The sequence below is a fragment of the Phenylobacterium sp. genome (genome assembly GCF_036677185.1).
GTDB lineage: Bacteria > Pseudomonadota > Alphaproteobacteria > Caulobacterales > Caulobacteraceae > Phenylobacterium.
Genome location: NZ_JAKFEN010000013.1, coordinates 37,077 through 48,698 on the forward strand (window position 1 = coordinate 37,077; position 11,622 = coordinate 48,698).

Annotated in this window: 9 protein-coding genes; 5 read left to right on the forward strand and 4 right to left on the reverse strand. The window is 67.6% G+C overall.

Annotation, left to right across the window (positions count from 1 at the left end; translation table 11 throughout):
- Positions 1–104 precede the first annotated feature (104 nt).
- On the reverse strand, positions 105–746 hold the full coding sequence (locus tag V6M51_RS03820; RefSeq protein WP_332764789.1) for a 3-oxoacid CoA-transferase subunit B: 642 nt from the start codon (positions 744–746) through the stop codon (positions 105–107).
- Positions 746–1,480: a CoA transferase subunit A gene (locus tag V6M51_RS03825; RefSeq protein WP_332764790.1), complete on the reverse strand. Its 735-nt coding sequence runs from the start codon at positions 1,478–1,480 to the stop codon at positions 746–748. Before V6M51_RS03825 ends, V6M51_RS03820 begins: the two co-directional genes overlap by 1 nt.
- A gap of 119 nt (positions 1,481–1,599) precedes the next feature.
- On the opposite strand from V6M51_RS03825, the gene V6M51_RS03830 reads away from it, so the two are divergent.
- From V6M51_RS03830 to V6M51_RS03840, 3 genes are all read left to right on the forward strand, one after another.
- Entirely contained in the window at positions 1,600–3,501 is a 1,902-nt protein-coding gene (locus tag V6M51_RS03830; RefSeq protein ID WP_332764791.1) for a monovalent cation:proton antiporter-2 (CPA2) family protein, read from the forward strand.
- A 57-nt stretch (positions 3,502–3,558) separates the two neighbouring features.
- Positions 3,559–4,491: an isopenicillin N synthase family dioxygenase gene (locus V6M51_RS03835; protein WP_332764792.1), complete on the forward strand. Its 933-nt coding sequence runs from the start codon at positions 3,559–3,561 to the stop codon at positions 4,489–4,491.
- Positions 4,492–4,667: 176 nt separating this feature from the next.
- Positions 4,668–6,767 carry an ATP-binding protein gene (locus V6M51_RS03840; protein ID WP_332764793.1) on the forward strand — a complete coding sequence of 700 codons (2,100 nt, stop codon included), beginning with the start codon at positions 4,668–4,670 and terminating at the stop codon, positions 6,765–6,767.
- A 5-nt stretch (positions 6,768–6,772) separates the two neighbouring features.
- Here the strand turns inward: V6M51_RS03840 and V6M51_RS03845 are convergent, their stop codons facing one another.
- Both V6M51_RS03845 and V6M51_RS03850 read right to left on the reverse strand, forming a co-directional pair.
- The gene (locus V6M51_RS03845; RefSeq protein WP_332764795.1) at positions 6,773–8,002 is read right to left on the reverse strand and encodes a TetR/AcrR family transcriptional regulator; all 1,230 of its coding nucleotides are present in this window, start codon (positions 8,000–8,002) and stop codon (positions 6,773–6,775) included.
- 99 nt (positions 8,003–8,101) lie between these two features.
- Complete coding sequence (locus V6M51_RS03850) at positions 8,102–9,541, reverse strand: helix-turn-helix domain-containing protein (RefSeq protein ID WP_305677286.1); 1,440 nt, start codon at positions 9,539–9,541, stop codon at positions 8,102–8,104.
- A gap of 158 nt (positions 9,542–9,699) precedes the next feature.
- Here V6M51_RS03850 and V6M51_RS03855 point away from each other — a divergent pair, with 158 nt between their 5' ends.
- Together V6M51_RS03855 and V6M51_RS03860 are read left to right on the forward strand one after the other, a co-directional pair.
- Positions 9,700–11,292, forward strand: coding sequence for an isocitrate lyase (locus V6M51_RS03855; RefSeq protein WP_332764798.1), 1,593 nt, complete (start codon positions 9,700–9,702; stop codon positions 11,290–11,292).
- 39 nt (positions 11,293–11,331) lie between these two features.
- On the forward strand, positions 11,332–11,538 hold the full coding sequence (locus tag V6M51_RS03860) for a DUF4170 domain-containing protein (RefSeq protein WP_254834830.1): 207 nt from the start codon (positions 11,332–11,334) through the stop codon (positions 11,536–11,538).
- Positions 11,539–11,622: the final 84 nt, after the last annotated feature.

The window sequence follows — 11,622 nt, forward strand, 5'->3', positions numbered from 1 at the left end:
GGAACACGGCGAGGCCGCGCGATGGCTTGGACGATCAGGTGTCTATGGGTCCCGGACAGCCGCCGCGCGGCTTCCGGGATGACACGTGAGGAAGACGCCGTCGTCTAAATCGCGACGGCGAACTCGGCCTCGGTCTTGGCCTTGACCTCGTCGAGGGTGACGCCGTCGGCCAGGGCCGTGAGCGTCAGGGGCGACTTGCCGCGGCTGATGTCGAACACGCCGAGGTCGGTGATCAGCAGGTCGACCACGCCGGCCCCGGTCAGCGGCAGGGTGCAGGCCTTGAGCAGCTTGGGCGCGCCGGACTTCTCCACATGGTCCATGACCACGACCACGCGCTTGACGCCGGCCACCAGATCCATGGCCCCGCCCATGCCCTTGACCACCTTGCCCGGCACCATCCAGTTGGCCAGGTCGCCCTTCTCGGAGACCTGCATGCCGCCCAGGATCGAGAGCGCGATATGGCCGCCGCGGATCATGGCGAAGCTGTCGGCGCTGGAGAAGTAGGAAGAGCTATCCAGCTCGGTGATGGTCTGCTTGCCGGCGTTGATCAGGTCGGCGTCCTCCTCCCCCTCATAGGGGAAGGGGCCCATGCCCAGCATGCCGTTCTCGCTCTGCAGGGTGACGTGCATGCCGGCTGGAATGTAGTTGGCCACCAGGGTCGGGATGCCGATGCCGAGGTTCACATAGAAGCCGTCGCGCAGCTCCATGGCGGCGCGGGCCGCCATCTGTTCGCGGGTCCAGGCCATCAGGCGCCAACCTTGTCTTGAGCGGACTTCTCTTCGCGGGGGCGGGTGGTGACGCGCTCGATGCGCTTCTCGTATTTCGCGCCGGCCACGATGCGGTCCACATAGATGCCGGGGGTGTGGATGTTGTCCTTGTCGAGCGCCCCGATCTCCACCAGCTTCTCGACCTCGGCGACGCAGGCCTTGCCAGCCGTGGCCATCATCGGATTGAAGTTCCGGGCGGTCTTTCGATAGACGAGGTTGCCCTCCGCGTCGCCGGCATAGGCCTTGACGATGGAGAGGTCGGCCACCAGGCCGCGCTCCATGACATAGAGCTCGCCGTCGAACTCGCGGACCTCCTTGCCCTCCGCCACCAGGGTGCCGACACCCGTTTTCGTGAAGAAGGCCGGGATGCCCGCCCCGCCGGCGCGAATGCGCTCGGCCAGGGTGCCCTGCGGATTGAACTCCAGCTCCAGGTCGCCCGAGAGGTAGAGCTGCTCGAACAGCTTGTTCTCGCCCACATAGGACGAGATCATCTTGCGGATCTGGCCGCTCTCCAGCAGGACGCCGAGGCCGAAGCCGTCGATCCCGCAATTGTTGGAGACCACGGTCAGATCCTTGGTCCCCGTCTCGCGGATCGCCGCGATCAGGTTTTCCGGGATGCCGCAGAGCCCGAAGCCCCCGGCCATGATGGTCATGCCGTCGAACAGCAGACCCGCCAGGGCCTCGACCGCGTCTTTTTGAACCTTGTTCGCCATGCGGGTTCCCTTAGGTCGCGACGCCGAGAATATCAACAGTTGGTGAATTAGATTCCGGTGCGCATATGCCGCCGCATCGGGCCATAGTCGAGGCTCCAAGGCGAGGGCGAGATCCAAGCATGCATGGCGACGGACTTCTGATCCAGGCCCTGGTCTATCTGGCGGCGGGCGTGATCTCGGTTCCGATCGCCAAGCGCCTGGGACTGGGCTCGGTGCTGGGCTACCTGATCGCCGGCGTGCTGGTCGGGCCGTTTGTCCTCGACCTGGTCGGCGAGCCCGTCGACGTCATGAAGTTCGCCGAGTTCGGCGTGGTCATCCTGCTGTTCCTGATCGGGCTGGAGGTCCGCCCCGCCCTGCTTTGGCGGATGCGCACGGCGATCTTCGGCCTGGGTGGTGCGCAGGTCACCTTCACCACGGCCCTGACGGGCGGAGCGGCCCTGGCCCTGGGGCTGCCGTGGCAGATGGCCCTGGCGGTCGGCCTCACCCTGTCGATGTCCTCCACCGCCATCGTGCTGGCCAGCCTCGAGGAGCGCGGCCTGCGCCAGGGCGCGGTGGGCGAGGCGGCGTTCGGCGTCCTGCTGTTCCAGGACCTGGCGGTGATCCCGCTCTTCGCCCTGCTGCCCTTCCTGGCCACCATCGCCCCCGACGCCGCGGCCCAGGCCGACGGACATGCCGGCGACCTGCTGGGCGACCTGCCGGGCTGGGCCCGGGCGCTGGCCGTCATGGGCGCGGTGGGCGCGGTGGTGATCGGCGGCAAGTACCTGACCCAGCCGATCTTCCGGTTCATCGCCGCCGCGCGGCTGCGCGAGATCTTCACCGCCTTCGCCCTGCTGCTGGTGATCAGCGTCGCGGCCCTGATGCAGACGGTCGGCCTATCGCCGGCGCTGGGCGCCTTCCTGGCCGGGGTGGTGCTGGCCGAGAGCGAGTTCCGCCGCGAGCTGGAGACCGACATCGAGCCCTTCCGCGGCCTGCTGCTGGGGCTGTTCTTCATCACCGTCGGCGCGGCGCTCGACTTCGGGCTGATCCTGGCCCAACCCCTGCTGCTGGCGGGACTGGTCATCGGGCTGATGGCGCTCAAGACCGCGGCCATGTACGCCGCCGCGCGGCTCTTCAAGATGCCCGGTCTCGCGGCCGGCGCCACCGCCGTCGCCCTGGCCCAGGGTGGGGAGTTCGCCTTCGTCCTGCTGACCTTCACGGTCGGGGCCGGGGTGATCGACGCCGAACTCGCCAAGCTGATCACCGCCACCGTGGCCCTGTCCATGGCCGCCACGCCGCTCGCCATGGCCGCCCATCAGGCCCTGGTGCTGAACGGCCCCGTCGCCGAGGGCCCCAAGCCCGCCCACCAGCCGTTCGAGGACGATCCCCACGTCATCGTCGCGGGCTTCGGCCGGTTCGGTCAGGTCGCCGCGCGTCTGCTCATGGCCAACGACTTCAACGTGGTCACCCTGGATTCCAGCATCGAACAGATCGAGACCCTGCGCCGCTTCGGCCGCAAGGTGCACTATGGCGACGCCGCGCGCCTGGACCTGCTGCGCACCGCCGGCATCGACAAGGCCTCGCTGCTGATCGTCGCCATCGACGACCAGGACAAGGCCGCCGAACTGGTGGAGGCCGCGCGCCAGGCCTTCCCGCATCTCACCATCATCGCGCGAGCCTGGGACCGGCGGCATGCCTACGACCTGCTGCGCAACGGCGCCGACGACGTGGAGCGCGAGACCTTCGAGGGCGCGCTGGCGGTCGGCCGCCGAGCCTTGGTGGGGCTAGGATTTTCGGAGTTCCGGGCCACCCGGGCGGCCACCGCATTCCGCCGCATCGACACCCAGCTCTTCAAGGAGCTCGCTCCGATCTACGGTCAGGAGGAGAGCTACATCCTGGCGTCCCGCGACTCCCGCGACACCATGGACAGGCTGCTCGGCGCGGAGATGCGCAAGGCCGCCGAGGAGGACGCCGAGCGCACCAACCTCGCGGAGTCCCGCCGCATGGTCGAGACGGACAAGAGCAAGGACAAGGTGTCTTCGTGACCAGCGCGCTTCACGAGATTTTTGCCCAACCCGGCGCCTCGGTGTAGGGGATCGGCCATGACCCAAGCTTCGATCCAGCCCGTCTCATTCCAGGATTTCGGACGCGATTTCGACGGCTTCTCGCGCGACCTCGGCGGCTCCTTCGCCCGCTATGGTTTCGCGGTGATCTCCGACCACGGCCTGCCGCAGGACCGCATCGATCGCGCCATCGCCGCGGCCAAGGCTTTCTTCGCCCTGCCGGAGGACGTGAAGAACAAGTACGTCGGGGTGGGCGGGCAAAGGGGCTACACGCCCTTCGGCATCGAGACCGCCAAGGACGCCAAGCATTTCGACCTGAAGGAGTTCTGGCACATGGGCCGCGATCTCCCAGCGGGCCACCCCTACCGCGCCTCCATGCCCGACAATGTCTGGCCGGCCGAGGTCCCCGAGTTCCACGCCGAGATCGCCTGGCTGTTCCAGACCCTGGACGCGCTCGGCCGCAAGGTCCTGGAGGCCATCGCCACCTATCTGAAGCTGGACCGGCATTTCTTCGACGCCACCGTCGACCAGGGCAACTCCATCCTGCGGCTGCTGCATTATCCGCCAGTGCCCAAGGACGGCCCCAACATCCGCGCCGGGGCGCACGAGGACATCAATGTCATCACCCTGTTGCTCGGCGCGGAGGAAGCTGGGCTGGAGGTCTTGGACCGCGACGGCCGCTGGCTGCCGATCAATCCGCCGCCGGGCTCGGTGGTCTGCAATATCGGCGACATGCTGCAGCGGCTGACCAACAAGGTGCTGCCCTCGACCACCCATCGCGTGGTCAATCCGGCGCCCGAACGGCGGGGCTTCGCGCGCTATTCGACGCCCTTCTTCCTGCACTTCAATCCGGACTACGAGATCGTCACCCTGCCTGGTTGCGTCGATGAAACGCACCCTGATCAGGGCCTGCCGCCGATCACCGCCGACGCCTTCCTTCTCGAGCGGCTTCGCGAGATCAAGCTGCTGTAGAAGCCCTTGAGTCTCCTTCGGTTTGAGCTTCACCACGGAGAAATCCGGCGTCTCTCGAAGCGCTCACAATTGCTCCACAGCTTTCTAGTGAAGGTTGCCGAACACCGTTCGGATAAAGACGGAAATTTAACCCAAACCCACCAGTCTCCGACCCCAAGTATGGTTCGGGGGAGAAGATGTCCGAGGAAGGACCGGCCTTGCAGGCCGAGGCCCAGCGCCTTGCCGCCATCGCGACCCTTGATCTGGACGAGCTGAAGCCGACTTTCGAGCGGATCGGCCGTCTCGCGCGCGCGCACTCCCGGATGCAGCTGGGCGACGTTGTGCTGGTCGGCGCCAAGCGCACCTGGCACGCCAGCATCGGACCGGACTGGAACGACGAACAGGTCAGCCAGGACCAGTCGTTCTCGCAGGTCGCGGTCGAAAGCGACGAAGTCCTGTGGGTGGCCGACACCCGCGAGGACGCTCGCTTCGCGTCCCATCCCCATGTCATGGGCCCCGAGGGTGTCCGCTTCTACGCCGGCGCCGCGATCCGGCTGGGCGACGGCCAGCGCATCGGCGTGGTCTGTGTGGCCCACCACGAGCCCCGCGCCTATGATCGGGAGCTGGCCGACTACCTGATCGACCTGGCGGCCATCGCCGCCAGCGAATGCTCCCGCCACCACGCCCAGCGCGACCTGGTCAAGGCCGCCCAGGAAGCCCGCCGCTCGGAGGAGCGAGTCAAGCTCGCCCTGGAGATCGGCGAGGTCCGCATGTGGGAGATGGACTATCAGCGCCGCTCGCTGAGCACCGTGGGCTTCGACCATGCGGAGCTCGGCGTCGAGCCCAGCTTCGATCTCATGGCCTCCGACATGTGGTTCGGCGTCCACCGCGACGATCGTGAGGACGCCCAGCGCGCCTGGGAAGACCACGTGACCAACGGAGTCCCGTTCCGCCAGACCTACCGGGTCGTGCAGAAGGGCGGGCCGCACCAGTGGCACTACTCCGCCTGCGAGGCCACCAAGGACGAGCAGGGGCGCGTGATCCGCGCCATCGGGGTGCTGCGCAATATCGACAACCAGAAGCGCGGCGAACTCGAGCTGCTCAAGGCCAAGGACGAGGCTGAGGCGGCCAACAAGGCCAAGAGCGAATTCCTGGCCAATATGAGCCATGAGATCCGCACCCCGCTGAACGGGGTGATGGGCATCGCCGGCGCCCTGGCCCGCACCGAGCTGTCCGGAAGCCAGGCCGAGATGGTCGAGCTGATCGAGACCTCGGCCCAGACCCTGGAAGCCCTGCTCACCGACATCCTGGACCTGGCCCGCATCGAGGCCGGCCGCATGGAGATCCGGCCCGAGCCCTTCGACCTGACCACCTCGGTCAACGCCTGCGCGGCCCTGTTCGAAGCCTCCGCTCAGGCCAAGGACATCGATCTGAAGGTCGAGCTGGAGCCCTACGCCCAGGGCATGTTCGAGGGCGACGCCCCGCGCATCCGCCAGATCCTCACCAACCTGCTGGGCAATGCGGTGAAGTTCACCTCCGGCGGCGAGGTGAAGCTCGCCGTCCGCGCCCGCCGCGACGAGACCACCACCCACCTCACCTTCGCGGTCTCCGACACCGGCATCGGCTTCGACGAGGAGACCCGCCAGCGGCTGTTCGGCCGTTTCCAGCAGGCCGACGGCTCGATCACCCGCAAGTACGGCGGCACGGGCCTGGGCCTGGCCATCTCCCGCTCCCTGGCCGAGGCCATGGGCGGCGACCTGACCGCCGACGCCACCCCGGGCAAGGGTGCGACCTTCTATCTGTCCCTTGAGCTGCCGCGCCGCGAAGGCACGGTCGAAATGTGGGGCGAGCACGAGGCCGACCAGGCCGAGGAAGCCGAGTTGGACACCATGCGCGTCCTGCTGGCGGAGGATCACCCGACCAACCGCCGGGTCGTGGAGCTGATCCTGGGCGCGGCCGGGGTCGACCTGATAAGCGTCGAGAACGGCGCCGAGGCGGTGGACGAAGCCGCCCGCTCACGCTTCGACCTGATCCTCATGGACATGCAGATGCCGGTGATGGACGGCCTGACCGCCATCAGGGCCATCCGCCGTCGCGAGGCGCGCAACAATGAGCCGCGCACCCCGATCTACACCCTCACCGCCAACGCCATGCCCGAGCACGCCCAGGCCTCGTCGGCGGCCGGCGCCGACGGCCACGTCACCAAGCCGGTCACCGCCGAGCGCCTACTGCACGTGGTCGAGCAGGTCTGGACGGAGCGGGCCAACGGCGCGGTTCCGGTGGCCCTGAGCGCCTAGGGGCGCTACCGCGCGAAGATCCCCATCAGCAGCGGCCGGGCGAACACCGAGGGCGCGGCCTTCTGGGTGACGCCGTGAACCCAGACCCCCAGCTCCGCCCCCGCGTTCAAGGTGGCGTTCAGCATCTGGGCGGCGATGAACGGGTCGACCGGGCGGATCGAGCCCTCGGATATCCCGTCCGAGATCATCGAGGCGAAGCGATCGGACACCCGGTTGGAATGGGCCACCTGCTCCTCGCGGATGGCCTCGGGCAGGGCCGACAGGGCCGTGGTGCGCAGCAGCGGCCCGTATTCCGAGAGCTGGTATTCGGCCAGCGCCGCCGCGGCGCTGGTCAGCTTCAGCCACTGGTCGCCGGCCAGGCCCATGGCCAGGCGCTGGACCCGGCGCATCACCTCGAAGGTGCGGTCGAAGCAGGCCACGACCAGGTCCTCCTTGGCGTCGTTGTGGTGGTAGAACGAGCCCTTGGTGACGTTGAGCTCGGCGGAGATCTTGTCCACCGAGGCGCCGCGATAGCCGCGCGAATTGACCAGCCGGGTGGCGGCCAGCAGGAAGGTCTCACGGCTCATCTCCTGGCCGTCGCGGGCCGCGAGGTCGGCGAGTGGGATCGGGGCCGGCGCCCATTGAGCGCCCTCCACGGCCAGACCGCCCAACAGGATGTCCAGCATCCGTTCGCAGATGCGCGGATAGTCCTCGGCGTCGTATTTCGGCAGCCAGGCCGCCGCCCAGAAGATCTGCTCCATGAGCATGTGGGTGCGCGCCGTGCGGCGGCCGCGACCCAACCAGGCGAGGTCGGGGGTGTCGAACACTCCGCGCACCTTGCGGAACAGCTTGAGGAAGGCCTCGCTGACCTCGGCGCGGCGCGGATTGTTCAGGGCCCGGATGTCGGAGAGCGCCGGCAGGGGCGGCGCCTGTCCCACGGCCGTCAGCCGAAGGCGCTCCAGATAGAGCTCCAGCAGCCGGCGCAGGCGGGCCGGCGGCGTGATCTCGCCCATGGCCTGGTCGGCCGCGCCCTGCAGCCAGGCGATGCCGCGCATCATGCAGGCGGCCGCCAGGTCATCCTTGCGTTTGAAATAGTAGGTGACGCTGGTGGTGGAGAGGCCCACGGCGGCGGCGGCCACGCCGAGGGTCAGGCCCTTCACGCCCTTCTGGTTCAGGATCAGGGTCGAGGCGTCCAGAATCGCTTCGCGCTTGCGCGCGAAGCGGTCGGTCGATCGGCCGCCGTTGCGCTCAGCCATGACCCCGGAAACTCCCCCCGTCGCGGACCGCTCCCCGGCAATCCCTACCCTCTAGTATCGCAAGGTCTTTCCGGCGCAAGACGCCAGCATGCCGCTCCGTCAACCTGCGGCGAACGGATAGGGCGAGATCGACTTGGTGAAGTCGTCCACCGTCAGGGTGCGGTTGATGGGCTCGGCCGCCCGTTGCGGGCAGGCGGGCCGCTCGCAGATCCGGCAGGCGGGGCCGATAGCCGTGGCCACGGGGTCGCGCAGGTCGATGCCGCGGGAATAGACCAGCCGTTCGGCGAACTTCAGCTCGCAGCCCATGCCGATGGCCAGTTCCGAATCGTCGCCGGCATAGGGGGTGGCGATGCGGCTGACGGTCCGCGACAGGGTGAAATAGCGCTGGCCGTCGGGGGTCTCGACGATCTGGGTGACGATGCGCGAGGGGGTGCGGAAGCTGGTGTGGATGTTCCAGCGCGGGCAGGTGCCGCCGAACCGCGAGAAGGGGAAGGTCGCCCCGGCGAACCGCTTGGAGATATTGCCCGCCGAATCCACGCGCAGCATGAAGAAGGGCACGCCGCGCGCGCCCGGCCGCGACAGGGTGGTCAGCCGGTGGCAGGCCTGCTCGAACGACACCCCGAAACGGGCGCGGACCAGTTCGATGTCATAGGCCGTGCGCTCGGCCGCCTCGTGGAACGCCGCGTAGGGCATCATCAGGGCGGCGGCCAGGTAGTTGGTCAGGCTCACCTTCAGCAGGGCGCGGGTGGGGCGGTCAGGCGGACCGGCGCGGTCGGCCATGGCGTCCAGCATCGGGCCGTATTCCAGGATCGCCAGCTGGTAGGCGAGCGAGAATGAGCGTCCGGCGCCGGTCAGCACCTCCGACAGGAACAGCCGCTTGCGGTGATGGTCGTAGCGGCGGACGGATTCCGGCAGGACGTCCAGCGGCACCACGCGAACCTGGATGCCGTGGCGCTTGGCCAGGCGCTCGCGGGCCGCGTTGTGGAACTCCTGGGGCTCGTAGGCCAGTTCGGCCACCAGCTCATCGGCCGCCTCCTCGAGCTCGGCGAAATAGTTCTTCTGGTCCTGGATGAAGTCGCGCACCCAGTCCGACGGGATCACCGATGGGGACGAGGCTCCGCCCTCCTCCGGCCGGCCGATGGCGCCGAGGTCGGTGAGCCGCCGCTGGTCCAGATAGGATCGGTAGAGCCGCACGATGGCCTCGGCCACCCCGGGGGCGGAATCGGCCACCTCGGCGATCTCGTGGCGGGCCACCCCGAGGTCTCGGAACATCTGGTCGGAAAACACCTCGGACAGGCCCGTGGCGCCCGCCGAGTCCGGGTCCGACGACAGGCTCTTCAGGTCGAGGTCATAGGCCTCGGCCAGGCGCAGCAGCACCTGGGCGGTCACCGGGCGCTGGTTGCGCTCCAGCAGGTTGAGATAGCTTGGCGAGACGCCGAGATCCTCGGCCATCCGCGTCTGGGTCAGGCCCAGCTCGCGGCGCAGGCGCTTCATGCGGGCGCCCAGGAACAGTTTCCGGTCTGTGGTCGCGACGGCCATGAGTCTTATTGTCACAGATTTACAATATTTACAAGGTCGCACTGTGACATGTGCGCCTTTTGCCTCCGCGTTAACTCTTCGCGCCGTGCGCCATAAGCGTTACAGGGCGCTAACGGCTTGTCACAAGTGACGGCCACGGCAATTCGCGGAAGAGACAGATGGCATACCAAGACCACATCATCGAGATGGGCCAGCTCATCAAGAGCAAGAATGGAACCTGGGACGGCATCAACGCCGAATCCGTGGCCCGTATGCGCCTGCAGAACCGCTTCAAGACCGGCCTGGAGATCGCCCGCTACACCGCCGACATCATGCGCAAGGACATGGCGGCCTACGACGCGGACTCGGCCAACTACACCCAGTCGCTCGGCTGCTGGCACGGCTTCATCGGCCAGCAGAAGATGATCGCCATCAAGAAGCACTTCGGCACCACCGACCGGAAGTACCTCTACCTGTCGGGCTGGATGGTCGCGGCGCTGCGCTCCGACTTCGGCCCGCTGCCCGACCAGTCGATGCACGAGAAGACCTCGGTGCCGGCCCTGATCGAAGAGCTCTACACCTTCCTGCGCCAGGCCGACGCCCGTGAGTTGGGCGGCCTGTTCCGCGACCTCGACGCGGCCCGCGCGGCCGGCGACAAGGCCAAGGAAGAAAAGCTGCTCGACGCCGTCGACAACTTCCAGACCCACGTCGTTCCGATCATCGCCGACATCGACGCCGGCTTCGGCAACGCCGAGGCGACCTATCTGCTGGCCAAGAAGATGATCGAGGCCGGCGCCTGCGCCCTGCAGATCGAGAACCAGGTCTCCGACGAGAAGCAGTGCGGTCACCAGGACGGCAAGGTCACCGTGCCGCACGAAGACTTCCTGCAGAAGGTCCGCGCCTGCCGCTACGCCTTCCTCGAACTGGGCGTCGAGAACGGCATCATCGTCACCCGCACCGACTCGCTGGGCGCCGGCCTCACCAAGCAGATCGCCGTCAGCAACGCGCCGGGCGACCTGGGCGACCAGTACAACAGCTTCCTCGACTGCGAGGAGATCACGCCCGAGAACGCCAACAACGGCGACGTGGTCCTGAACCGCAACGGCAAGCTGCTGCGTCCCAAGCGCCTGCCGTCCAACCTGTTCCAGTTCCGCGAAGGCACCGGCGAGGACCGCTGCGTCCTGGACTCGATCACCTCGCTGCAGAACGGCGCCGACCTGCTGTGGATCGAGACCGAGAAGCCCCACGTCAGCCAGATCGCCGGCATGATGGACCGCATCCGCGAGGTCATCCCCAACGCCAAGCTGGTCTATAACAACAGCCCGTCCTTCAACTGGACCCTGAACTTCCGCCAGCAGGTGTTCGACGCCTACAAGGCGGCGGGCAAGGACGTCTCGGCCTATGACCGCGACAAGCTGATGAGCGTGGACTACGACGGCACCGAGCTGGCTGCAGAGGCCGACGAACGCATCCGCACCTTCCAGGCGGACGGCGCCAAGCGGGCCGGCATCTTCCACCACCTGATCACCCTGCCGACCTACCACACGGCCGCGCTCAGCACGGACAACCTGGCCAAGGAATACTTCGGCGCGGCCGGCATGCTCGGCTACGTCCTGGGCGTCCAGCGCCAGGAGATCCGTCAGGGCATCGCCTGCGTGAAGCACCAGAACATGTCGGGCTCCGACATCGGCGACGATCACAAGGAATACTTCGCCGGCGAGGCGGCCCTGAAGGCCGGCGGCGTCCACAACACGATGGGCCAGTTCGCCTAGAGTTATCGAGATCCGGCCACCGCCGGGGGAGCAAGGACCATGACCACGGAACGGTATTGGGTTGTCGGCGGCGAATACAGCTGCATGGCGTTCAAGTCCCTGAAGGGCGAAGGCCCCAAGGTGCTGGGCCCTTACGAGACCCGGGAAGAGGCCAGCGAAGTGTGGAAGCGGATCTCGCGGGAAACCCGCAGCGGCGCCACCACCCGTTTCGCCATCGCCTCGGAACAGCTCGTACTGCCGGCCTAAAAGTCATGGGCTAGCGCCCAGTTGTCTCTCCTAGAGCTCGTCCCGGCCCTTGGGTCGAGGCGGGCTCTCTTTTTATCGACTATG

Bases quoted from the DNA above. Each gene is read 5' to 3' on its own strand.
- V6M51_RS03850 (WP_305677286.1), bottom strand. From the start codon at position 9,541: ATGGCCGTCGCGACCACAGACCGGAAACTGTTCCTGGGCGCCCGCATG.
- V6M51_RS03840 (WP_332764793.1), top strand. From the start codon at position 4,668: ATGTCCGAGGAAGGACCGGCCTTGCAGGCCGAGGCCCAGCGCCTTGCC.
- V6M51_RS03825 (WP_332764790.1), bottom strand. From the start codon at position 1,480: ATGGCGAACAAGGTTCAAAAAGACGCGGTCGAGGCCCTGGCGGGTCTG.
- V6M51_RS03855 (WP_332764798.1), top strand. From the start codon at position 9,700: ATGGCATACCAAGACCACATCATCGAGATGGGCCAGCTCATCAAGAGC.
- V6M51_RS03830 (WP_332764791.1), top strand. From the start codon at position 1,600: ATGCATGGCGACGGACTTCTGATCCAGGCCCTGGTCTATCTGGCGGCG.
- V6M51_RS03835 (WP_332764792.1), top strand. From the start codon at position 3,559: ATGACCCAAGCTTCGATCCAGCCCGTCTCATTCCAGGATTTCGGACGC.
- V6M51_RS03820 (WP_332764789.1), bottom strand. From the start codon at position 746: ATGGCCTGGACCCGCGAACAGATGGCGGCCCGCGCCGCCATGGAGCTG.
- V6M51_RS03845 (WP_332764795.1), bottom strand. From the start codon at position 8,002: ATGGCTGAGCGCAACGGCGGCCGATCGACCGACCGCTTCGCGCGCAAG.
- V6M51_RS03860 (WP_254834830.1), top strand. From the start codon at position 11,332: ATGACCACGGAACGGTATTGGGTTGTCGGCGGCGAATACAGCTGCATG.